The organism is Rhodoferax sp. GW822-FHT02A01 (genome assembly GCF_038784515.1).
Taxonomy (GTDB): domain Bacteria; phylum Pseudomonadota; class Gammaproteobacteria; order Burkholderiales; family Burkholderiaceae_C; genus Allorhodoferax.
The window spans coordinates 1,428,414-1,449,556 of sequence record NZ_CP152376.1; the positions used below are offsets into that span (position 1 = coordinate 1,428,414).

Below are 21,143 nucleotides of genomic sequence, written 5' to 3' on the forward strand. Positions count from 1 at the left end.
CTGCTGAGTTATCGCACCAAGCAGGGACGCTTGGGGTCGAACTTCCAACCCGGAATCAGGTATTGCATGGCGATGGCATCATCCCGCGCGCCCAAGCCATGCTGCAGGTAGAGGCGGTGAGCAGCTTCCACCTTGTCCATGTCGAGTTCCACACCCAGGCCCGGTTTGCGTGGCACCTGCACATGACCGCCCACGATCTGCAACGGCTCCTTGGTGAGCCCTTGTCCGTCCTGCCAGATCCAGTGCGTGTCGATGGCGGTCACCTTGCCCGGAGCTGCCGCTGCCACATGGGTGAACATGGCCAGGGACACGTCGAAATGGTTGTTGGAGTGCGACCCCCAAGTCAGCCCCCAATCGCGGCAGGTCTGGGCCACGCGCACTGAGCCGGCCATGGTCCAAAAGTGCGGGTCCGCCAGGGGAATGTCCACGCTTTGCAGTGACAGCGCGTGCACCATCTGGCGCCAGTCGGTGGCAATCATGTTGGTGGCCGTAGGCAAGCCCGTGGCACGGCGGAATTCGGCCATGACCTCACGTCCGCTGAAACCGTCTTCCGCACCGCAAGGGTCCTCGGCATAGGCCACGATGCCACGGGTATCGCGCATCAGGCGCACAGCGTCTTTCAGCAGCCAGCCGCCGTTGGGGTCCAGCGTGACGCGCGCCTTGGGAAAGCGCGCGTGCAGTGCCGTGACGGCCTCCACTTCGGCCTCACCGGCCAGCACACCGCCTTTGAGCTTGAAGTCGTTGAAGCCGTATTTTTGATGGGCCGCCTCGGCCTGGCGCACGATGGACTCGGCGTCCAGTGCCGTGTCGTTGCGCAGGCGGAACCAGGGGTCTGCAGACGCCGTTTCATCGCGATATGGCAGATCGGTGCGTCGGCGATCGCCCACATAGAACAGGTAGCCCAGCATCTCTACGGAGTCGCGCTGCTGACCTTCGCCCAACAGGGCGGCCACAGGCAAATCCAGGTGCTGGCCCATCAGGTCCAGCATGGCCGATTCGATGGCAGTGAGCACATGGATGGTGGTGCGCAGGTCAAAGGTCTGCAGGCCGCGGCCGCCTGCGTCGCGATCTGCAAACTGGGCCCGCACCGCGTTGAGCACGGCCTGCACCTGGGCAACCGATTGGCCCACCACCAGTTTGCTGGCTTCCGCCAAGGTAGCCCGGATTTTCTCCCCTCCAGGCACTTCACCAACGCCGGTATGACCCGCGTTGTCGGTCAGGATCAGCAGATTGCGGGTGAAGAAGGGCGCATGCGCTCCAGAGAGATTCATGAGCATGCTGTCATGTCCGGCGACGGGAATGACGCGTAACGTGGCAATGGTGGGTGCGGTCATGGGTGAGGGCTATGGCAGAAATGGAAGGAATTGGTAGCGCTACCAAATTAAATTAGTGCGAATGGTAGCGCTACCAATTCTGGACGTCAAGCCTGTTTGTCCACAGCCCTACTCGGCCCACTCAGGTGCTGTCGCGCTCCACAATGGAAAAACCCACGTCCACCACGGGCTGGTCCACGTTGCGCCCTTCGGCACGGGCAATCAGCATCTCTGCGGACAGGCGGCCAATTTCCGCACCATTGATACGCACCGTGCTCAACGCCGGCACCAGATCGGCCACCAGCGGAACATCCCCAAAACCCAGAATGGCCAGCCGCTCTGGCACAGCAACGCTGCGTACACGCGCCTCCGTCAGCACGCCCAGCGCCAGCAGGTCGGAGCTGCAGAACACCGCATCCACATCCGGCGCCTGCGCCAGCAGCTGCGTCAACGCCTGACGGCCAGTGTGCACGTCGCGCGCGGAACCCACATTAATGACCTGCACAGTCGGCAGTCCCGCTTGTGCCACGGTGGCTGCAAAGGCTTCAAATCGGCGCTGCGCGCGCGCGTCGTCGGCCATGACCATGGTCAAGCGCGTGCGGCCTTTGCCGATCAGGAAATCCGCAGCCGCACGCCCGATATCGGCGTGGGAGAAACCCACCAGCATGTCCATCGGCGAAGTGCCCAGGTCCCAGGTCTCCACCACGGGAATGCCAGACGCCAGCAAGCGCGTGCGGCTCGCGCCGGAAGGCAGAAGACCAATCAAGAAGATGCCATCCGGACGGCGCGCGATCACCTCTTCCAGCAGACGGGTCTCGCGCTCAGGCGCGTAATTGGACTGCCCCAGCATGAGTTGGTAGCCCGCATCCATGAGCGCGGTGTTGAGCGCTTCTATGGTTTCCATGAACACCGACATCACCGTGCTGGGCACCACCGCAGCTATCAGGCGGCTGCGCTGCGAGGCCAATCCGCCTGCCATGCGGTTGGGAACATAACCCGTGCGCTGCACTGCGTCCTGCACCTTGCGCAGCAGATCAGAAGACACCTGCGCAGGCGTATTCAGGGCGCGCGAAACGGTGATGGGCGCCACACCGGCCAGTTGCGCCACGTCCTGGAGCGTGACAGCTCCGCTGCGACGGCGCGCGCGCTTGGGTGGGTTGTTGTCCAGGTTCATGGCGGGGATGTTAGCGCCACCTGTCACATGAAGCGGCCTCAACCAAGTCCGAAGGGGAACAATGCCCGCACACGAACATTTCATCCGTCTTCATTCCTTGCTTCTCCCTAGCATCTGGCCGCCTGTTTCACAACATGCACCACCAGACGCTTGCTCCCCTCACGGGATCTGTGCAACTTCCTACTACACAAGCAAATGATCAAATAGTGAGAATCAAAATGAAAAACCAGTTACGGCTGATAGCAACCGCATTTGCTATCGTTTTTATAACGGGCTGCGGAGGCGGCGGTGGGGGAGGCTCCACCACTACCACTGAGAGTTCCGTTGCGGCCCCGGTCATCACAAAGCAACCGATATCTGCCTCCGTCTACGAATCCCAAACCGCCACTTTCAGCGTCACCGCCTCTTCCAAGGATGCAGTTACCTACCAATGGAAGAAAAATAACGTCAACATACCGGGTGCCACTTCGGATACCTACAACTGGACAAACGCCGCGCTTGCCGACAATGGCAGCACCCTATCCGTCGCAGTGACAAGCACAGGCGGCACTACTACCAGTGCAACCGCGACGTTGAATGTACAAGCGGCCGCACCCAGCATCGTGACGGCACCCACGCCAAAGACGGTTCTTGTGGGGCAAGCTGCAAGCTTTACCGTCACCGCAAACGGGATGCCATCCCTGAGCTACCAGTGGTTGAGGAATGGTGCGGCCATCCAAGGCGCAAACCAGTCTGCATATTCAGCCGTAATGTCCTTGGGCAACAATGGTGACAAATATTCCGTGAAAGTCACCAATAGCGCTGGCAGCGTTACCAGTGGTGAGGCGCAAGTCGCAGTGCTCCCTGGCCAGAATGAACTGGTCATCTCCGAGGTTTCCAGCTGCTACTACTATGACGTGGGCTGCTGGTTCGAAATCTACAACCCCACTACTTCGGCGATCAACCTGAGCAGCTATGCAGTAAAGACTTACAGCATCGATGCGACCGTTGGAGGCCCTGCCACGATTTCCACCTTTGCACTCCCCAGCATCACAATTCCTTCCGACGGTTATGTGGTGATCTCTGGAAACGCGGAGAACCTCACGCAACGCAATAACCAGAATATTCGGTTGCGCTCTGGCAACCGGGTTCCGTTCTGGAACGCCAATGGGTTCATTGAACTTCTCAACTCAGGCGCTACGGCAGACTTTATCCGCTTCGGCTCCGTTACGCAGACCCCTGTGACAACCTCAAAGTGGACCGGCCAATCTGTTTCTGCGATGCCCTCCAGCGCCACGGACTATGGCAAGGCCATTGTGCGACTCTATCCCCGGATCATCGACACCAATACCCATTCAGCCGCAGACTGGACCAGCGTCAACTGGGCAACGCCCGGTGGAATGAACGATGTGCCGGCCTCCGCAATAGATGCAGACGGCGACGGCATCCCCAACACGGCCAAGATTTCGGGTGGCACCTTTGCTGGCCTGGACTTGTATGCGATGGGCGCGCGTCAGGGAAGAAAGGCGATATTCATCGAAGTGGACAGCATGCAGAGCAGCGATCCTGGCGTGAAACCCAGGAAGGAGTCTCTGCAAAAGGTGGTGGATAGCTTCGCAGCCCATGGAATTGACGTATTTTTTGATGCCGGAAATCTGTTCAGCTCCACGTTTTCAGTGGCCGATTTCAACCTGGGCCAACCCAATGGCACCGTTGCATACGAACCTTGCGTCACGCTGGACCAGGTAACCTGTACGGCCAACCAAAGCAACATGCGCAGCATCTACGACTGGAAAGACACTTACATGGACCTGCGTCGCAGAGCCATCTTTCACTACCTGCTTCTGGGCAACTCCCAAAAGGCAGACGGTTCTGCAGGCTCTTCTGGCGTAGCCGAACTGCCGGGGAACGACTTTTTGGTCACCATGGGATCTTGGGGTTTCAGCGCCAACGCCGGTCAGAGCCTGAACAAGCTGATCAACATGCAGGCATCGACCATCATGCATGAACTGGGTCACAACCTGGGGCTCCGACATGGCGGGTTTGAAAACACCAACTACAAGCCCAACTATTGGAGCATCATGAACTACATGTACCAGTTGGATGGTCTTGATCCGGATCCGGCTTCCGCAACGGCCTATCAACGCTGGCTAATGTACGCAAACAACGACTACACCATTGAATGCAGCCTGATTGGCTCTCCCTGCGGTGATAAGGTGAACTTCGTCATCAGCTATTCCGACGGCACAGGCAGTGCTTTGGACGAATCCAGCTTGTCAGAAGCCCAGAACATGGGACGTGGAGCCAAGAGCGGTGCCTACGCAGATTGGGACCGCAATGCAAGCATCACCTCTGCGCTTCTCAGCGTGGATATCAATGGAGACGGCCATAAGAGCGTCCTGAGTGACTACAACGACTGGGCAAATCTGGTCTTCCCGTTTGCACGCCAATATGCTGGAAACGCAGGCAGATCGATCCTGAGCCAATCCAAGCCCGCCTTGAACCCCGTCTCGGCGGATCGTCAAGAAGCCGTTGTTGAAGCGCCGCCTCCTGCAGCGCGTCTCCAACTCCTTCGTCTGATGCAACAGCGATGAGATTGCTCCTGCTGCCGCTAAGGATGGCTTCACTGCAAGGGCTCGCCATGGCGCAGAACTTTCAGTGTACGCAGATCGATGGACGCCTGTGGGAGTGCACACGCCAGGATCGCCATCCATCTGGTCCAACGGTTACCCGGGAGTTGAGGAGCGCTGTTGATTCACCCCCTTACTTTCGGGAAATACTGGGTGCGCGGTCCGGCAGCCAGGTGGTGGGTGATCTGCGTCTTCGGTATGGCACAGACCGCTCCTGGAGCCTCGTCTGGCCAGATGGGCACAGCACCCTATTGCTTACTCCAGGAGAGCGTCCTACCAAATGGGTTCGCGGGATAGACGCCAAAGGATTTGTTTGGGACGTCTTCGTCAAACGCCGCACTGAACCTATTGAAAGGGCGGGTATTTCCGTGGAGGACGAACCCAAGCTGGATCTTCAGCTTGTACGCAACACCCACTTGTAGCCATAGTCGGGCCGTGAGACTTTCGTTTGCACGGCACCCTCCACGCAGGGCCAATCTCTTGTCGACTTGGCGGTCGAAAGGGCTTGGCCCTCTTTTTGTTGCAGTGCTGTTTCCTGTGGGCCAACCGTAGGAGAGTCACCCGGCATCCTTCCACTGACATCGGGTAAGCCCCTACTTACAGGCTGGCACGTGCATTGCTAGTATTCGCTCAATTACTTGACCAAATGGTCAGTTTTTTAAGTTTTGCACCAAAAGGAGCGAGTCGCGTGAGCCCTGTTTCCACCAACCCCACATCCCCCGACATCCAGGCTGGCCGACTGCCCGCCGATGAATACGCACGGCGCTTTGCCGATGCAACACCCCGGCTCACGCCCTCGCAGGCCTTGCTGGAAGCCGAGCGCTGCCTGTACTGCTATGACGCGCCTTGCGCCACGGCCTGCCCCACCAGCATCGACGTGCCGTCCTTTATCCGCCGCATTGGCGAGGGCAACCTGCGTGGTGCAGCACGCACCATTCTGGACAGCAACCCCTTGGGCGGCATGTGCGCACGGGTCTGTCCCACCGAGAACCTTTGCGAGGCCGTCTGCGTGCGCAACACCCAGGAAGACCGCCCCGTCTCCATCGGTCGCCTGCAGCGCTTTGCCGTGGATGCCTTGATGGAAAGCAAGCAGCCCCAGATATTTACCCGCGCAGAATCCACCGGCAAGAAGGTAGCCGTGGTCGGCGCCGGCCCTGCCGGCCTGGCCTGTGCCCACACCCTGGCGCGTCTGGGCCACAGCGTGGTGGTCTATGACGCCCGCCCCAAGGCCGGCGGTCTGAATGAATACGGTCTGGCCAGCTACAAGACGCCCGACAACTTTGCCCAGGCCGAAGTGCAATGGCTGCTGGGCATTGGTGGCATCAAGATCGTCAACAGTTGGAAGCTGGAAACCGCCGCCCAGCTGGAAACGCTGCGCCTGGACTATGACGCGGTTTTCCTGGGCATGGGCTTGTCCAGTACCGCGTCGCTCGGCGTTCCCGGTGAAGACCTGAACGGCGTGCAGGACGCGGTGGACTTCATTGCCACGCTGCGCCAATGCGAAGACCTCTCCACGCTGCCTGTGGGCCGCCGCGTGATCGTCATCGGTGGTGGCATGACGGCTGTGGATGCCGCGGTGCAAAGCAAGCTGCTGGGCGCCAAGGTGGTGCACATGGTGTACCGCCGCGGACCGGAACAGATGTCCGCCTCCAAGGACGAACAGGAATGGGCCCAGACCAACGGCGTGGTGCTGCACCAGTGGCTTGCACCCGTGGAAATCGTGGGCAGCAATGGCCACGCCAGCGCAGTGCGCTTTGCCGAGCAAAGCCTGGTGGATGGCAAGCTGGTACCCACCGGACGCGAGATCTCCTGGGAAGCCGACACGGTGCTCAAGGCCATTGGCCAGACACTGGGCAATGCGGTACTGGGTGAAGCCGGGCTGACACTGCAAAGCGGACGCATTGCCACTGACGACGACGGCAAGACCAACCTGCCCGGCGTCTGGGCCGGTGGCGACTGCCGTGCTGGCGGACTGGACCTGACCGTGGAGGCCGTGGAACACGGCAAGCGCTCGGCCAAGGCCATTCATGCACACCTGAGCGCTGGCAAGTAATTCAGCGCACCACCCGAATTCAACGCATACCGTATTGGAAGTAACACCATGGCCAATCTGCAAACCACGTTCGTCGGCGTCAAGAGCCCCAACCCCTTCTGGCTTGCCTCCGCTCCCCCCACTGACAAGGCCTACAACGTCAACCGCGCCTTCGAAGCCGGCTGGGGCGGCGTCGTCTGGAAGACCCTGGGCGAAGCTGGCCCACCGGTCGTCAACGTCAACGGCCCCCGCTACGGTGCGCTGCTGAGCAACGACCGCCGCCTGATGGGTTTCAACAACATCGAGCTGATCACCGACCGCGACCTGGAGATCAACCTGCGCGAAATCACCGAGGTCAAGCGCCTGTGGTCGGACCGCGCCATGATCGTCTCGCTGATGGTGCCCTGCGAAGAAAAGTCGTGGAAAGCCATTCTGCCGCGCGTGGAAGACACCGGCGCGGATGCCATCGAGCTCAACTTCGGCTGCCCGCACGGCATGAGTGAACGCGGCATGGGCGCGGCCGTGGGCCAGGTGCCCGAATACATCGAGATGGTCACCGCCTGGTGCAAGCAATACAGCAAGCTGCCCGTCATCGTGAAGCTCACCCCCAACATCACTGACGTCCGCTACCCGGCCCGCGCCGCAAAGAAGGGTGGCGCCGATGCGGTGTCGCTCATCAACACCATCAACTCCATCATGGGCGTGGACCCACGCACCCTGACCATGAGCCCCTCCACCGGCGGCAAGGGTTCGCACGGCGGCTACTGCGGCCCGGCCGTCAAGCCGATTGCGCTGAACATGGTGGCCGAGATTGCGCGCGACCCGCAGACCGCGGGCCTGCCCATCAGCGGCATAGGCGGCATCGGCACCTGGCGCGACGCGCTGGACTACATCGCCCTGGGTTCGGGCACGGTGCAGGTGTGCACGGCCGCCATGGTGTATGGCTTCAAGATCGTGCAGGAAATGACGGACGGCCTGTCCAACTACATGGACGAAATGGGCTTTACCAGCGTGGACCAGATCGTGGGCAAGGCCGTGCCCACCGTGTCCGACTGGCGCTACCTCAACCTCAACCACATCAGCAAGGCGGTCATCAACCAGGACAGCTGCATTCAGTGCGGACGCTGCCACATCGCCTGCGAAGACACCTCGCACCAGGCCATCACGTTTGAGAAAGATGGCAAGCGCCATTTCGAAGTCAAGGAAGACGAGTGCGTGGGCTGCAACCTGTGCGTCAACGTCTGCCCGGTGCCCGAGTGCATCACCATGCGCGATCTGGCACCCGGCGAGGTGGACCTGCGCACGCAAAAGCCGGTGCAGGCACAGCACGCCGACTGGACCACGCACCCCAACAACCCCATGCGCACGGCGGCCTGAATCCGAGGGGCAGTTTTTCGGTGACAAGGACCGCGATCTGCCCTATTCTTAATCTGCTAATTTCTTGAGGAACTCTCCATGACCAGCCTTTTGATTCGTGGTGGCACCGTTGTCAATGCAGACCGTGCCTTTGTTGCCGATGTGCTCACCCAGGACGGGAAAATCGTTGCGGTGGGCGAAGGCCTGAGCGCCCCCGCTGGCGCAACGGTGGTAGACGCCGGTGGCCAGTATGTGATGCCCGGCGGCATAGACCCGCACACCCATATGCAGCTGCCCTTCATGGGTACGACGACGATGGATGATTTCTACACCGGCACGGCAGCCGGTCTGGCGGGTGGCAACACCACCATCATCGACTTCGTCATCCCCAACCCCAAGCAACCCATCATGGAGGCCTACAAGACTTGGCGCGAATGGGCCGAAAAGTCCGCCAGCGACTACAGCTTCCACGTCGCCATCACCTGGTGGGACGAGACCGTCAAGCGCGACATGGGCACTCTGGTGCAGCAGGAAGGCGTCAACAGCTTCAAGCACTTCATGGCCTACAAGAACGCCATCATGTGCGACGACGAAACGCTGGTGAACAGCTTCAAGCGCGCACTGGAACTGGGCGCCATGCCCACGGTGCATGCCGAGAACGGCGAGCTGGTCTACCTGCTGCAAAAGCAAGTGGCCGAGATGGGTATCACCGGCCCCGAAGGCCATCCGCTCTCGCGCCCGCCCATGGTCGAAGGCGAAGCGGCCAACCGCGCCATCGCTATTGCCGACGTGCTGAACGTGCCTATCTATGTGGTGCACGTCTCCTGCATCGAAGCGGCAGAAGCCATTGCCCGCGCCCGCGCCCGCGGACAGCGCGTGTATGGTGAAGTGCTGGCCGGCCACCTGGTGCTGGACGACAGCGTGTACCGCAACCCCGATTTCGCCACTGCCGCAGCCCACGTGATGAGCCCGCCCTTCCGCCCCGTAGGCCACCAGGAGTTCCTCTGGCGCGGTCTGCAAAGCGGCAACCTGCACACCACCGCCACCGACCACTGCACCTTCTGCGCCGCGCAGAAGGCTGCAGGCAAGGATGACTTCTCCAAGATTCCCAACGGCACCGGCGGCGTGGAAGAGCGTCTGGCCGTGATCTGGGATGCCGGCGTGAACACCGGGCGCCTCACGCCCAGCGAGTTCGTCGCCATTACCTCGGCCAACACCGCCAAGCTGTTCAACATCTACCCGCAAAAGGGCAGCCTGTCGGTGGGCGCCGATGCCGACCTGGTGGTCTGGGACCCGGCCGGTACCAAGACGCTGTCGGCCAAGACCCAGCATAGCAAGGGCGACTTCAACATCTTCGAAGGCCGTACCGTGCGTGGCATACCCAGCCACACCATCAGCCAGGGTGAGCTGGTCTACGTGCAAGGCGACCTGCGCGCCGTGCGCGGCAAGGGGCGCTACATCAAGCGTCCCGCTTTCAGTGCGAACTTTGAGGCATCGAAATTGCGTGCGGAAGCCCTGAAGCCCACCGCCGTCCAACGCTGAGGAATTCACCATGACCACTGCAACCGCAACCGATATTTCTGCCCTGCGCGTCAACGGCGAGCGCCTGTGGGCCTCGCTCATGGAGCTGGCCAAGATTGGCGCCACGCCCAAGGGTGGCGTCTGCCGCCTCACCCTCACCGACCTAGACAAGCAAGGCCGTGACCTGGTGACCGGCTGGGCCCGTGAAGCCGGTATGACCGTCACCATCGACAAGATCGGCAACGGCTTCATGCGCCGCCCGGGCCGCAACAACAGCTTGCCGCCCATCATGACCGGCAGCCACATCGACACCCAGCCCACCGGCGGCAAGTTCGATGGCAACTACGGTGTACTCGCCGGCCTGGAAGTGGTGCGCACCCTCAACGACCACGGCATCGAAACCGAAGCGCCCATTGAAGTGGCGTTCTGGACCAATGAGGAAGGCTCGCGCTTCGTGCCAGTGATGATGGGCTCAGGCGTGTTCGCCAAGGCCTTCACGCTGGAGCACGCCTACGCTGCTACCGATACCGAGGGCAAGTCGGTCAAGGGCGAGCTGGAACGCATCGGCTACATCGGCGACCAAGAGCCGGGCGACCACCCCATTGGTGCCTACTTCGAAACCCATATCGAACAGGGCCCGGTGCTGGAAGACAACGACGTCACGATCGGCGTGGTCAGCGGCGTGCTGGGCATTCGCTGGTTTGACTGCACCGTCACCGGCATGGAAGCCCACGCCGGCCCGACCCCCATGGCCCTGCGCAAGGACTCGCTGCTGGCCGCCACCCGCATCATGCAGGACGTGGTGGCCGCCGCCCACCGCCACCCGCCGCACGGACGTGGCACCGTGGGCATGGTGCAGGTGTTCCCCAACAGCCGCAACGTGATTCCCGGCCACGTGAAGTTCAGCATTGACCTGCGCAACAGCACCGACGCCCTGGTGGACCAGATGGCCGACGAAGTGAAAGCCTTCGCCGCCAAGGTGGCACAGGAGCATGGCGTGGACATCAAGATTGAACTGGTCTCCAGCTACCCCGCGCAGATCTTCCACGCCGACTGCGTGGACGCCGTGGGCCGTGCTGCCAAGAAGCTGGGCTATTCCAACATGCCCGCAGTCTCCGGCGCCGGCCACGACGCGGTCTACATGGCCAAGCTGGCTCCCAGCGGCATGATCTTCATCCCCTGCAAGGACGGCATCAGCCACAACGAGATCGAGGATGCCAAACCCGAGCACATCACCGCAGGCTGCAATGTGCTGCTGCATGCCATGCTGGAGCGGGCAGGAACCTGAGCACGCCTGACGCATGCTGGACCTGCTGATCCACAACGCCGCACTGGCCGACGGCCGCAAGGCCATGTCTGTTGCCGTGCAGGGCGGCAAGATTGTCGAAGTCACACAAGGGCTGCAAGCCCCCGCGCACGAAACCGTGGACGCGGGCGGCATGCTGTTGTCCAGCCCGTTTGTGGACGCGCACTTCCACATGGATGCCACGCTGTCGTACGGCCTGCCGCGGGTGAACCAGAGCGGCACGCTGCTCGAAGGCATTGCGCTGTGGGGCGAGCTCAAGCCCCTGCTCACACAGGAAGCCCTGGTGGAGCGTGCACTGGCCTACTGCGACTGGGCCGCGGCCAAGGGTTTGCTGGCGATACGCACCCATGTGGACGTGTGCGACCCGCGTCTGCTGGCGGTGGATGCGCTGCTGGAGGTCAAGAAGCGGGTGGCGCCCTATATCGACCTGCAGCTGGTCGCCTTTCCGCAAGATGGCGTTCTGCGCGGACCGCAGGGTGCACAGCAGCATATGGACAACCTCAAACGTGCGCTCGACAAGGGCGTGGACGTGGTGGGCGGCATTCCCCACTTTGAGCGCACCATGGCCGATGGTGCCCTAAGCGTGAAGCTGCTGTGCGAGCTGGCCGCCGAGCGCGGGCTGATGGTGGACATGCACTGCGACGAGTCGGATGACCCGCACTCGCGCCATGTGGAGACGCTGGCGTTCGAAGCGCAACGGCTGGGGCTGCAGGGCCGCGTCACCGGTTCGCACCTGACTTCCATGCACAGCATGGACAACTATTACGTCAGCAAGCTCATTCCGCTGATGGCCGAGGCCGGGCTGCATGTGGTGGCCAACCCACTCATCAACATTACGCTGCAGGGCCGCCACGACAGCTACCCCAAGCGCCGCGGCATGACCCGCGTGCCGGAATTGATGGCCGCTGGCATCAACGTGGCCTTTGGCCATGACTGCGTGATGGACCCCTGGTATTCGCTGGGCAGCGGCGACATGCTGGAAGTGGCGCACATGGGGCTGCACGTGGGCCAGATGACCAGCCAGGACGCGATGCGCCAGTGCTTTGACGCGGTCACCCGCAATGCGGCCTGCGTACTGGGCTTGCAGGGCTACGGACTGGCAGCGGGCTGTAACGCAGACCTGGTGCTGCTGCAGGCGCGCGACCCGGTGGAGGCCATACGCCTGCGCGCCACGCGCCTCAAGGTGTTTCGAGCCGGCAAACTGATTGCGCAGTCACCCGCTGCCACCGCCCAGTTGAACTTGCCGGGGCGCCCGGCGCAGACGAGCTGGATTCAGGCGTTGGACGTGTAGGCGCTCAAGGCGTTGGAAGTGGTTGACGACTGCGAGGCGCTGAACTGCTGCACCGCCTTGAGCAAGGCGGTGCGTTGGGTTTGCAGCAAGGTGGACTTGCTGGTGAGCGCGCTGACTGAGGAGGCAATCCTTCCATCGCTGGCCAGCTCCTTGCCGGCCGCCTTGTCCACCAGCTTGCCGAGCTTGGACAAAGCCGTCTGCACGGTGCTGGGCGAAGCCTTGTAGGCCGCCGCAAACTTGGTGGCATCCAGTTTCAGCGTGCCGTCACTGGCTTTGGTAAAGCCCATGTTGCGCAGGTCGCTGATCTTGCTGAGATCGGCAGACAACGCGCGGCTCATGGTGGAGCTGATCTTGTCTGTGCCGCTGGTCTGTGCCGCAGCCGTTTGCGCCGACGCCACCATCGCATTGAATTTGGTGATGAAGCTGGTGATGCCCGCTTTCACGTCGTCACTGGTGGAAGAGGTCTGGAACCCGCTGAGTCCCTGCGCGGCGGTTTGCACCAGGGAAACGGCGGATTTGAACTGGCCCAGCGTGGACAGGCTTGTGGTGGCGGCATCCAGCTTGGCCTGCAAGGCGGTGCTGGATTTGGTGATGCCCGCCAAAACCGGGCTGAGCGCGCTGCTGGCCTGCGTGGTGGACTGGCTGCTGGATGCCAGGCTTGCCGTGCTGCTGCTGAGCAACTGGCTGATGTTCATGGTGATTTCCTTGGTAGGGCGGGCTCGTGGCCCTCCGGTGGGACCCCCTGATTTTGTTCAGCCTTGGCCCAGGCATAGAGGCGGAGATAGCCCGAAGACACCCGCCAATTGGATGGACCTCAGTCGCCCTTGCCGCCGCCTCCACCGCAAAGACGGTTTCTGCGCTGATAATCTTCCGAGCAACAAAGGGGGACGCGATGGTTCTGGACGATTTGACGGCGCACGACAAATTCTTGCTCATGCTGGAGTGGATGCTGGCCCTGGAAAAGCGCCATGCCGACGTGTTGCAGCCGGGCCTGGTCCACATCAAGTACGACCCCCAGGACATCCGGGACCTGACCTTCGGTGCCAGCGATGCCGCGCAAAAGCTCAGCGAAGTGGCCGAATGCCTCAAACGCTCGTTCCGTGGCACCGACTTCATTGCCCGCGAGGGCATGGACTTCTGGATTCTTACCCCGTTCACACAGATTGACCCGGTGATGGAAAAGGTGCGCCAGGTTATCAAGACAGCGCCCCAAAACGGCCTGGGCATCGCCCATAGCAATGTGCGCATCTACATGCTGCGCGACCACCTGGGCGGTGCTGCCGGACAGTTCAAGGCAGCACAGGACTTCCTGGACTACCTGCAGACCTTGCCGGAACCGGTACTTCCGGTGTGACGTTCGCCGGGCTGCAAAGTACGCAAAAGTACTTGCAAGGCCTCTTCATATACGTTTTTGTAATTAGAAACTGACAATTAAGTTGTTCCTGTTTTAACGGTCCACTTCCAGAATGCAACCCATCGCACTGTTGCGTTGCAAACATCCTGGAGTTGACTATGGCAAACCGCCACCCCCAATCCCGCCTTTCCCGCCGTCCCTTCCTCAAACTGGCTGCCGCAGTCGCCGTGGCTGCCACGTCCCTCGGTGCATCGCTGCAAGCCCAGGCCCAGCAGGCCGTCACCCTGCTGAACGTGTCCTACGACCCCACGCGCGAGCTGTACGTGGAATACAACGCGGCCTTTGCCAAGTACTGGAAAGCCAAGACCGGCCAGGACGTGACCATCAAGCAAAGCCATGGCGGCTCGGGTAAACAGGCCCGCTCGGTCATTGATGGCCTGGAAGCCGACGTGGTGACTTTGGGCTTGGCAGGCGACGTCGATGCCATCGTCAAGAACGGCGGCTGGCTGTCCAAGGACTGGCAAAAGCGCCTGCCCCACAACTCATCGCCCTACACCAGCACCATCATCTTTGCGGTGCGCGAAGGCAATCCCAAGGGCATCAAGGACTGGGACGACCTGATCCGCCCGGACGTGAAGGTCATCACACCCAATCCCAAAACTTCTGGCGGCGCACGCTGGAACTACCTGGCAGCATGGGAGTTCGCCCGCCTCAAGTACGGCGGTGACGCCAAGGCCAAAGAGTTCGTAGCCAAGCTGTACGCCAATGTGCCTGTGCTGGACACCGGTGCCCGAGGCTCCACCATCACCTTCGGCCAGCGCGGCCAGGGCGACGTGCTGATTGCCTGGGAAAACGAGGCCTACCTGCTGGAAAAAGAATTCGGCGCCAAGTTTGACGTGGTTGCACCTCCCTTGAGCATCCTGGCCGAGCCGCCAGTGGCCGTAGTGGACAAGAACGTGGACAAGAAAGGCACCCGTGCCGTTGCCGAGGAATACCTGAAGTACCTGTACAGCGAAGAAGGCCAGGACATTGCGGGCAAGAACTTCTACCGCCCTGCCGTGTCGGAAAAGGCCAAGGCCAAGTACGCCAAGCAATTCGCCAAGATCAAACTCTTCACCATCGACGAAGCCTTCGGTGGCTGGGAAAAGGCCGACAAGGAGCACTTCGCCGACGGTGGCAGCTTTGACCAGATCTACACCAAGAAATAAGGCCCCACGCATTTCACCTTGGGACGGCCCGGCGGTGAAACCAACTCTTAGCATCATCAACCAAGGTCTGTCATGTCTGTTCTCTTGATTGCCGGAAGCCCGTCGGAACGCTCACGCACCGCCGCACTGCTGGATGCCGCCGGCCAGCGCCTGGCAACCCGCGGTGCGCTGGTAGAGCGACTTCGTGTGCGCGACCTCTCGCCCCAGGCGCTGCTGCTAGCGGACTTTGGCCACCCCTCGGTGAGCAAAGCTATTGGTCAGGTGGCACAGGCGCAGGTCGTGATCGTGGCCACGCCGGTGTACAAGGCCGCCTACAGCGGCGTGCTCAAGGTCTTCCTGGACCTGCTGCCGCAGGATGCCTTCAAGGGCAAGACCGTGCTGCCACTGGCCACCGGAGGCAGCCCCAACCACATGCTGGCGCTGGACTATGCCTTGCGACCGGTCCTGCAGTCGCTGGGTGCGCGCCATATCCTATCGGGCATCTTTGCGGTGGACTCGCAGGTCACGCTTTCGCCGGAGGGGTCCTATAGCCTGAGCCCTGACATCAGTGACCGCCTGGATGCGGCTGTCACCACGCTGGTCACGGAAGCGCTGTCTCCTTCCCTGGCGCACGCCAGCCGCTTTGCACCGGTGCACTTCTCGCAGGTGCGATGTAGCGTGTAACAACCCAACGCGCACCGAGTGCGCAAACCCCACTCTCCACGTTTTCGAGGACCGCAGGATGCGGCCCCCGGGGGAGGTTTTGTCTTCACTTTTGCAAGGAATCCAACCATGTCCCATCCGTCCATCACCCGACGCCACCTGCTGGCCGGTGCCGCTGCCTCCACTGCCTTGTTGGCCGGCGGCAGTGTCCTGGCACAAAGCGCGTCACGCACCTTGCGCATCGGTTACCAGAAGGGCTGGCTGTCCATCCTGCGGGGCCGCGGCACGCTGGAAAAGCGCCTCACACCCCTGGGCGTGAATGTGACCTGGACCGAATTCAACGCCGGCCCGGTACAACTGGAAGCACTCAACGTCGGCTCCATCGACTTCGGCGATGTAGGCGAAGCGCCTCCGATATTTGCCCAGGCCGCTGGCGCACCGCTGGTCTATGCCGCAGCCACCGTGCCGCGCCCGCGCCTGGAAGGCGTGCTAGTGCCCAAGGACTCGCCCATCCAAAGCGTGGCCGATCTCAAGGGCAAACGCATCGTCTTCAACAAGGGCTCCAACGTGCAGTACCTGCTGGTCAAGCTGCTGGAGAAGAACGGCCTGAAGTACAGCGACGTGACCCCCATCTTCCTGCCGCCGCCCGATGCGCGTGCCGCGTTCGAGAAAGGGGCCGTGGACGCCTGGATCATCTGGGACCCGTTCCTGGCCTCGGCCCAGAAGACGCTGCAGGCGCGCCTGCTGGTGGACGGCAGCGGTGTAGTGAACAACCGCCAGTACTACTTCACCTCGCGTGACTTCGCCACCAAGAACACCGACGTGCTGAAGATCGCGATCGAGGAGATCAACGCCATCGACACCTGGATCGGCAACAACAAGGCCGCCGGTGCCGCCGAGCTGGCCACCGTGCTGGGTCTGGACAAGAGCATCACCGAGCTGTACGTGGGCCGCGCCGCCTACGGCACCAAGGCCGTGACCAGCGACATCCTGGCCGAACAGCAGGCCGTGGCCGACACCTTCTTCGAGCTCAAGCTCATCCCCAAAAAGCTCAACCTGCTGCACGCAGCACCGGTCAACCTGAGCTGAAACGCCTTGCGAGAGACTGCCATGCGTACCACCTCACCCTTTCATACCCAGCGGCGCGGACTGCTGCAGTTGCTGGCCGTCACGGCGGGTACCTGGGGTCTGAGCGGCCCCGTCGTCAACCCGGCGTTTGCGCAGGCGGCGCCCTCGGCTGCCAAGCCGCTGGACGTGCTGCGCATCGGCTACCAAAAGTCTGCTGCCAATCTGGTCATCCTTAAGGAACAGGGCGCGCTGGAGAAGCGCTTCCCCAACACCAAGGTGAGCTGGATCGAGTTTCCGGCTGGTCCGCAGCTGCTCGAAGCGTTGTCCGCCGGCAGCTTGGAGTTCGGCCTGACCGGCGACTCGCCCCCGGTATTCGCGCAGGCTGCAGGCAAGGAGCTGGTCTATGTGGGTGCCGAGCCACCCAAGCCCGACAGCTCGGCCGTGCTAGTGCAGCGCGACTCGCCGCTGCGCACCCTGCCCGAACTCAAAGGCAAGAAGATTGCCGTGCAAAAGGGCTCCAGTGCCCACTACCTGCTGGTGCGCGCGGTGGAAAAGGCCGGCCTGCAATGGAGCGACATCACGCCCATTTACCTCACACCGGCCGACGCGCGCGCCGCATTCGAGCGCAAGAGCGTGGATGCCTGGGCGATCTGGGACCCGTTCTATTCCGCCACCCAACTCAGCATCCAGGCACGCGCCTTGGCAACCGGGCGTGGCCTGTCCAACAACAACTCGTTCTACCTGGCCTCGCTGCCCTTTGCCAACCAGCATGCCGATGCCATCGCAGTGCTGTTTGAAGAACTCACCCGCGCCGACCGGTTTGTGCAGGAGCACCGCCCCGAAGCCATCAAGCTGATTGCTGGCTTCAGCGGACTGGATGCCGGCGTGGTCAGCCTGTTCCTGCAACGTCGCCCCGCTTCACCGGTAGGCCCCTTGAGCGCATCCACCAAGGCCGACCAGCAACGCGTGGCCGATGCCTTTCTGCAGCTCGGCCTCATCCCCAAACCCGTGCAGGTTGCCAACATCGTGTGGACCGCCCCCGCCACACGCGTGGCCGCAGCCTCCACCAAACCCTGACCGCAAAAACGCCCCACCCCCACTGCCCCACAGACCATCATGAAAATCTTCTGGTTCATCCCCACCCACGGCGACAGCCGCTACCTCGGTACCTCCGAAGGAGCCCGCGCTCTAAGTCACGACTACCTCAAGCAAGTGGCTCAAGCCGCAGACAGCCTGGGCTATGAAGGCGTGCTCATCCCCACCGGCCGCTCCTGCGAAGACCCGTGGGTGGTGGCATCCAGCCTGCTGCCCGTCACCCAGCGCCTGAAGTTCCTGGTGGCCGTGCGCCCCGGACTGCACCAGCCCGCGCTGGCAGCACGCATGGCCGCCACCTTCGACCGCCTGTCGAACGGCCGTCTGCTGATCAACTTGGTCACCGGCGGTGACCAGACCGAGCTCGAAGGTGATGGTGTGTTTCTGGACCATGCCGCCCGCTACGAACAGTCCGCAGAGTTCATCCGCATCTGGCGCGAGATCATTGCCCGCAGCCACGAAGGCAAGACCTATGACTTCGAAGGCAAGCACCTCAGCGTCAAGGGTGCCAAGCTGCTCTACCCCTCGGTACAGCAACCGCATCCACCGGTGTACTTCGGCGGCTCTTCAGAAGCCGCGCACGATCTGGCTGCTGAACAGGTGGAGACCTATCTCACCTGGGGTGAGCCTCCTGCTGAGGTCGCCAAGAAGGTGGCCGATGTACGCGCCCGCGCAGCAAAGCATGGCCGCACGGTCCAGTTCGGTATCCGCCTGCACGTCATCGTGCGCGAGACCGATGCAGAAGCCTGGGCCGCTGCCGATGCGCTGATCAGCCACCTGGATGACCAGACCGTGGCCACGGCGCAAAAAGCCTTTGCCCGCATGGACTCCGAAGGCCAGCGCCGCATGGCTGCACTGCATGGCTCCGGCGCCAAGCGCAGCCGCGCCGATCTGGAAATCAGCCCCAACCTCTGGGCCGGTGTGGGCCTGGTGCGCGGTGGCGCAGGTACCGCGCTGGTGGGTGACCCACAAACCGTGGCGGCACGCATTCAGGAATACGCGGCACTGGGACTGGATACCTTTGTGCTCTCAGGCTACCCGCATCTGGAAGAGGCCTACCGCTTTGCCGAACTGGTGTTCCCCTTGCTGCCTCTGGAGCTGCAAGACAAGTTCAGCGGCGGCAAGGCATTTGGCGAAGTGGTGGCCAACGAGTACCTGCCCAAGGTCTCGCAAAGCTGAGGCACCCAGGACATGACACACGCTGTTCAAGACGCCTCGGCCTCGGCAGACACCTTGCAGGCGCCGGGCTTCGGCCTGCTGGCTGCGCTGCCTTCTGCACGCGCGCCCGGCTCCGCCCTGCTGCCGTTTCTGCGCGCCGTATGGCAGCGCCTGATTCCTTGGCTGGTTCCGCTGGCACTGATTGCGCTCTGGCAACTCAGCAGCGCACTGGGCTGGCTGTCCAGCCGCGTGCTGCCAGCGCCTCTGGATGTGGCGACCGCCGCATGGAAGCTGACTCTCAGCGGTGAACTGTTCACCCACGTCAAAGTCAGTGCGGCGCGTGCGCTCACGGGCCTGGCCATTGGCGGCGGCCTGGGTTTGCTGCTGGGCTTGCTGACCGGCTCGATACGGATTTTCGAAACCCTGCTGGACAGCACCATCCAGATGGTGCGCAACATTCCGGCCCTGGCCATGATTCCGCTGGTGATCCTGTGGTTCGGCATTGACGAATCAGCCAAGTTGTTTTTGATTGCGGTGTCGGTGTTCTTCCCGATCTACCTCAACACCTTCCACGGTATCCGCGGCGTGGACCCCGGCCTGGTGGAGATGGCACGCAGCTATGGCCTCAACCGTTGGCAGCTCTATACCCAGGTGATATTGCCCGGCGCGCTCTCCAGCATTCTGGTGGGCCTGCGTTTTTCGCTGGGCCTGATGTGGGTGATCCTGATCGTGGCGGAGACCATCTCGGCACAGGCCGGCATCGGCTACCTGACCATGAATGCGCGCGAGTTCCTGCAGACCGACATCGTGCTGGTGGGCATCCTGCTGTATGCCGCACTGGGCAAGCTGGCCGACTGGTTTGCGCGCACGCTGGAGCGCAGCTGGCTGCGCTGGCACCCCGGTTACCAAGATGCACAGTGAGGCACGCATGACAAACCCACAACAACGCGGCGTCGCACTGGATGCGAAGGGACTGACCAAACGCTACGGCGCGCGCACCGTGCTGAACAACGCGCAACTGCAGATTGCCCCCGGCGAGTTCGTAGCCATCGTGGGCCGCAGCGGTTGTGGCAAGAGCACGCTGCTGCGTCTGGTGGCGGGTCTGGAAGCCGCCAGCGATGGCCGCCTGCTTATTGACCAGAAGCCATCCGAAGGCATACGCAGCAATACCCGCATCATGTTCCAGGACGCGCGCTTGCTGCCCTGGAAGCGCGTGGTCGACAACGTCGCCCTGGGACTGCCCGCAATCCGCCACGCCGATGCGGCGCGGGTGCTGGAGCAGGTAGGCCTGGGCGAGCGCCAGCAGGACTGGCCGGCGCGCCTGTCGGGCGGCCAGCGCCAACGCGTGGCACTGGCCCGCGCCCTGGTGCACCAGCCGGACCTGCTGCTGCTGGACGAGCCTCTGGGCGCACTGGACGCGCTGACCCGCATCGAGATGCATGCCCTCATCGAAGACCTGTGGCAGCGCAACGGCTTTACCGCCCTGCTGGTCACCCACGATGTGCAAGAAGCCGTTGCACTGGCCGACCGCGTGGTGCTGATCGAGGACGGTGCGATTGCGCTGGATGAGCGCATCGACCTGCCACGCCCGCGCCACCGGGGCGATCCCCGCTTTGCCGCGCTGGAAGAACGCATTCTCAACCGCGTGCTGCAACGTCCTGTCAAAGAGGAAGCGATCACCACGCCAGACACCTGGCCCGGTGCACCCGCACACGGACTGCGTTGGGCCATCTGATGCGATATGCCCGCAACGATTTATTGATTTTTTAACTGACTTTTTAGGAGAAACCCATGTCCATTCAAGCCATCAACGTTCGCAACCAATTCCGCGGCAAAGTGCGCGAGATCATCCACGGCGATGTCGTCTCCGAAGTCGATGTGGAAACCCCCTGGGGCATCGTGACCTCGGTCATCACCACCCGTTCGGTCAAGGACCTGCAACTGGTCGTGGGTTCCGAAGTCGTGGCACTGGTGAAGTCCACCGAAGTGTCCATCGCCAAGCTCTGAACCGGAGACCCC

General features: G+C 62.3%; 18 protein-coding genes. 15 read left to right on the plus strand and 3 right to left on the minus strand.

The window, feature by feature from the left end:
* Positions 1-8: 8 nt before the first annotated feature.
* Positions 9-1,334 (minus strand): glucarate dehydratase, encoded by a 1,326-nt coding sequence (gene gudD / locus AAGF34_RS06705; protein WP_342619839.1) that lies wholly within the window; start codon positions 1,332-1,334, stop codon positions 9-11.
* 121 nt (positions 1,335-1,455) lie between these two features.
* On the minus strand, positions 1,456-2,487 hold the full coding sequence (locus AAGF34_RS06710; RefSeq protein WP_342619840.1) for a LacI family DNA-binding transcriptional regulator: 1,032 nt from the start codon (positions 2,485-2,487) through the stop codon (positions 1,456-1,458).
* Positions 2,488-2,705: 218 nt separating this feature from the next.
* Here AAGF34_RS06710 and AAGF34_RS06715 point away from each other — a divergent pair, with 218 nt between their 5' ends.
* The 6 genes from AAGF34_RS06715 to AAGF34_RS06740 all read left to right on the plus strand — a co-directional run bounded on the left by AAGF34_RS06715 (position 2,706) and on the right by AAGF34_RS06740 (position 12,602).
* Positions 2,706-5,060: a zinc-dependent metalloprotease family protein gene (locus tag AAGF34_RS06715; protein ID WP_342619841.1), complete on the plus strand. Its 2,355-nt coding sequence runs from the start codon at positions 2,706-2,708 to the stop codon at positions 5,058-5,060.
* Positions 5,061-5,820: 760 nt separating this feature from the next.
* Positions 5,821-7,149 (plus strand): NAD(P)-dependent oxidoreductase, encoded by a 1,329-nt coding sequence (locus AAGF34_RS06720; protein WP_342621052.1) that lies wholly within the window; start codon positions 5,821-5,823, stop codon positions 7,147-7,149.
* A gap of 48 nt (positions 7,150-7,197) precedes the next feature.
* Positions 7,198-8,505 (plus strand): NAD-dependent dihydropyrimidine dehydrogenase subunit PreA, encoded by a 1,308-nt coding sequence (gene preA / locus AAGF34_RS06725; RefSeq protein ID WP_342619842.1) that lies wholly within the window; start codon positions 7,198-7,200, stop codon positions 8,503-8,505.
* A 78-nt stretch (positions 8,506-8,583) separates the two neighbouring features.
* On the plus strand, positions 8,584-10,026 hold the full coding sequence (hydA, locus tag AAGF34_RS06730; RefSeq protein WP_342619843.1) for a dihydropyrimidinase: 1,443 nt from the start codon (positions 8,584-8,586) through the stop codon (positions 10,024-10,026).
* A 10-nt stretch (positions 10,027-10,036) separates the two neighbouring features.
* On the plus strand, positions 10,037-11,293 hold the full coding sequence (locus AAGF34_RS06735; RefSeq protein ID WP_342619844.1) for a Zn-dependent hydrolase: 1,257 nt from the start codon (positions 10,037-10,039) through the stop codon (positions 11,291-11,293).
* Positions 11,294-11,306: 13 nt separating this feature from the next.
* Positions 11,307-12,602, plus strand: a complete 1,296-nt coding sequence (locus AAGF34_RS06740) for an amidohydrolase family protein (RefSeq protein WP_342619845.1) — start codon at positions 11,307-11,309, stop codon at positions 12,600-12,602.
* Here AAGF34_RS06740 and fliD read toward each other — a convergent pair.
* Positions 12,584-13,297: a flagellar filament capping protein FliD gene (gene fliD / locus AAGF34_RS06745; protein WP_342619846.1), complete on the minus strand. Its 714-nt coding sequence runs from the start codon at positions 13,295-13,297 to the stop codon at positions 12,584-12,586. The two genes, AAGF34_RS06740 and fliD, sit on opposite strands and share 19 nt — an antisense overlap.
* A gap of 197 nt (positions 13,298-13,494) precedes the next feature.
* Between fliD and AAGF34_RS06750 the strand changes: the two genes are divergently transcribed.
* The 9 genes from AAGF34_RS06750 to AAGF34_RS06790 all read left to right on the plus strand — a co-directional run bounded on the left by AAGF34_RS06750 (position 13,495) and on the right by AAGF34_RS06790 (position 21,131).
* On the plus strand, positions 13,495-13,956 hold the full coding sequence (locus tag AAGF34_RS06750; protein ID WP_342619847.1) for a hypothetical protein: 462 nt from the start codon (positions 13,495-13,497) through the stop codon (positions 13,954-13,956).
* 158 nt (positions 13,957-14,114) lie between these two features.
* Positions 14,115-15,164 (plus strand): sulfate ABC transporter substrate-binding protein, encoded by a 1,050-nt coding sequence (locus AAGF34_RS06755; protein WP_342619848.1) that lies wholly within the window; start codon positions 14,115-14,117, stop codon positions 15,162-15,164.
* Between the two features lie 72 nt (positions 15,165-15,236).
* The gene (ssuE, locus tag AAGF34_RS06760; protein ID WP_342619849.1) at positions 15,237-15,827 is read left to right on the plus strand and encodes an NADPH-dependent FMN reductase; all 591 of its coding nucleotides are present in this window, start codon (positions 15,237-15,239) and stop codon (positions 15,825-15,827) included.
* A gap of 108 nt (positions 15,828-15,935) precedes the next feature.
* On the plus strand, positions 15,936-16,895 hold the full coding sequence (locus tag AAGF34_RS06765) for a sulfonate ABC transporter substrate-binding protein (RefSeq protein WP_342619850.1): 960 nt from the start codon (positions 15,936-15,938) through the stop codon (positions 16,893-16,895).
* A 21-nt stretch (positions 16,896-16,916) separates the two neighbouring features.
* The gene (locus tag AAGF34_RS06770) at positions 16,917-17,951 is read left to right on the plus strand and encodes a sulfonate ABC transporter substrate-binding protein (protein WP_342619851.1); all 1,035 of its coding nucleotides are present in this window, start codon (positions 16,917-16,919) and stop codon (positions 17,949-17,951) included.
* A 39-nt stretch (positions 17,952-17,990) separates the two neighbouring features.
* Positions 17,991-19,145 carry an FMNH2-dependent alkanesulfonate monooxygenase gene (gene ssuD / locus AAGF34_RS06775; protein ID WP_342619852.1) on the plus strand — a complete coding sequence of 385 codons (1,155 nt, stop codon included), beginning with the start codon at positions 17,991-17,993 and terminating at the stop codon, positions 19,143-19,145.
* Between the two features lie 12 nt (positions 19,146-19,157).
* Positions 19,158-20,045, plus strand: coding sequence for an aliphatic sulfonate ABC transporter permease SsuC (ssuC, locus tag AAGF34_RS06780; RefSeq protein WP_342619853.1), 888 nt, complete (start codon positions 19,158-19,160; stop codon positions 20,043-20,045).
* Positions 20,046-20,052: 7 nt separating this feature from the next.
* Positions 20,053-20,859, plus strand: a complete 807-nt coding sequence (locus AAGF34_RS06785) for an ATP-binding cassette domain-containing protein (protein ID WP_342619854.1) — start codon at positions 20,053-20,055, stop codon at positions 20,857-20,859.
* Between the two features lie 56 nt (positions 20,860-20,915).
* On the plus strand, positions 20,916-21,131 hold the full coding sequence (locus tag AAGF34_RS06790) for a TOBE domain-containing protein (RefSeq protein ID WP_342619855.1): 216 nt from the start codon (positions 20,916-20,918) through the stop codon (positions 21,129-21,131).
* Positions 21,132-21,143 lie beyond the last annotated feature (12 nt).

Coding starts and splice junctions, on each gene's coding strand:
- ssuE (WP_342619849.1), top strand. CDS start 15,237: ATGTCTGTTCTCTTGATTGCCGGAAGCCCGTCGGAACGCTCACGCACC.
- AAGF34_RS06785 (WP_342619854.1), top strand. CDS start 20,053: ATGACAAACCCACAACAACGCGGCGTCGCACTGGATGCGAAGGGACTG.
- hydA (WP_342619843.1), top strand. CDS start 8,584: ATGACCAGCCTTTTGATTCGTGGTGGCACCGTTGTCAATGCAGACCGT.
- fliD (WP_342619846.1), bottom strand. CDS start 13,297: ATGAACATCAGCCAGTTGCTCAGCAGCAGCACGGCAAGCCTGGCATCC.
- AAGF34_RS06790 (WP_342619855.1), top strand. CDS start 20,916: ATGTCCATTCAAGCCATCAACGTTCGCAACCAATTCCGCGGCAAAGTG.
- AAGF34_RS06735 (WP_342619844.1), top strand. CDS start 10,037: ATGACCACTGCAACCGCAACCGATATTTCTGCCCTGCGCGTCAACGGC.
- preA (WP_342619842.1), top strand. CDS start 7,198: ATGGCCAATCTGCAAACCACGTTCGTCGGCGTCAAGAGCCCCAACCCC.
- AAGF34_RS06710 (WP_342619840.1), bottom strand. CDS start 2,487: ATGAACCTGGACAACAACCCACCCAAGCGCGCGCGCCGTCGCAGCGGA.
- AAGF34_RS06715 (WP_342619841.1), top strand. CDS start 2,706: ATGAAAAACCAGTTACGGCTGATAGCAACCGCATTTGCTATCGTTTTT.
- AAGF34_RS06770 (WP_342619851.1), top strand. CDS start 16,917: ATGCGTACCACCTCACCCTTTCATACCCAGCGGCGCGGACTGCTGCAG.
- ssuC (WP_342619853.1), top strand. CDS start 19,158: ATGACACACGCTGTTCAAGACGCCTCGGCCTCGGCAGACACCTTGCAG.
- gudD (WP_342619839.1), bottom strand. CDS start 1,334: ATGACCGCACCCACCATTGCCACGTTACGCGTCATTCCCGTCGCCGGA.
- AAGF34_RS06755 (WP_342619848.1), top strand. CDS start 14,115: ATGGCAAACCGCCACCCCCAATCCCGCCTTTCCCGCCGTCCCTTCCTC.
- ssuD (WP_342619852.1), top strand. CDS start 17,991: ATGAAAATCTTCTGGTTCATCCCCACCCACGGCGACAGCCGCTACCTC.
- AAGF34_RS06765 (WP_342619850.1), top strand. CDS start 15,936: ATGTCCCATCCGTCCATCACCCGACGCCACCTGCTGGCCGGTGCCGCT.
- AAGF34_RS06740 (WP_342619845.1), top strand. CDS start 11,307: ATGCTGGACCTGCTGATCCACAACGCCGCACTGGCCGACGGCCGCAAG.
- AAGF34_RS06750 (WP_342619847.1), top strand. CDS start 13,495: ATGGTTCTGGACGATTTGACGGCGCACGACAAATTCTTGCTCATGCTG.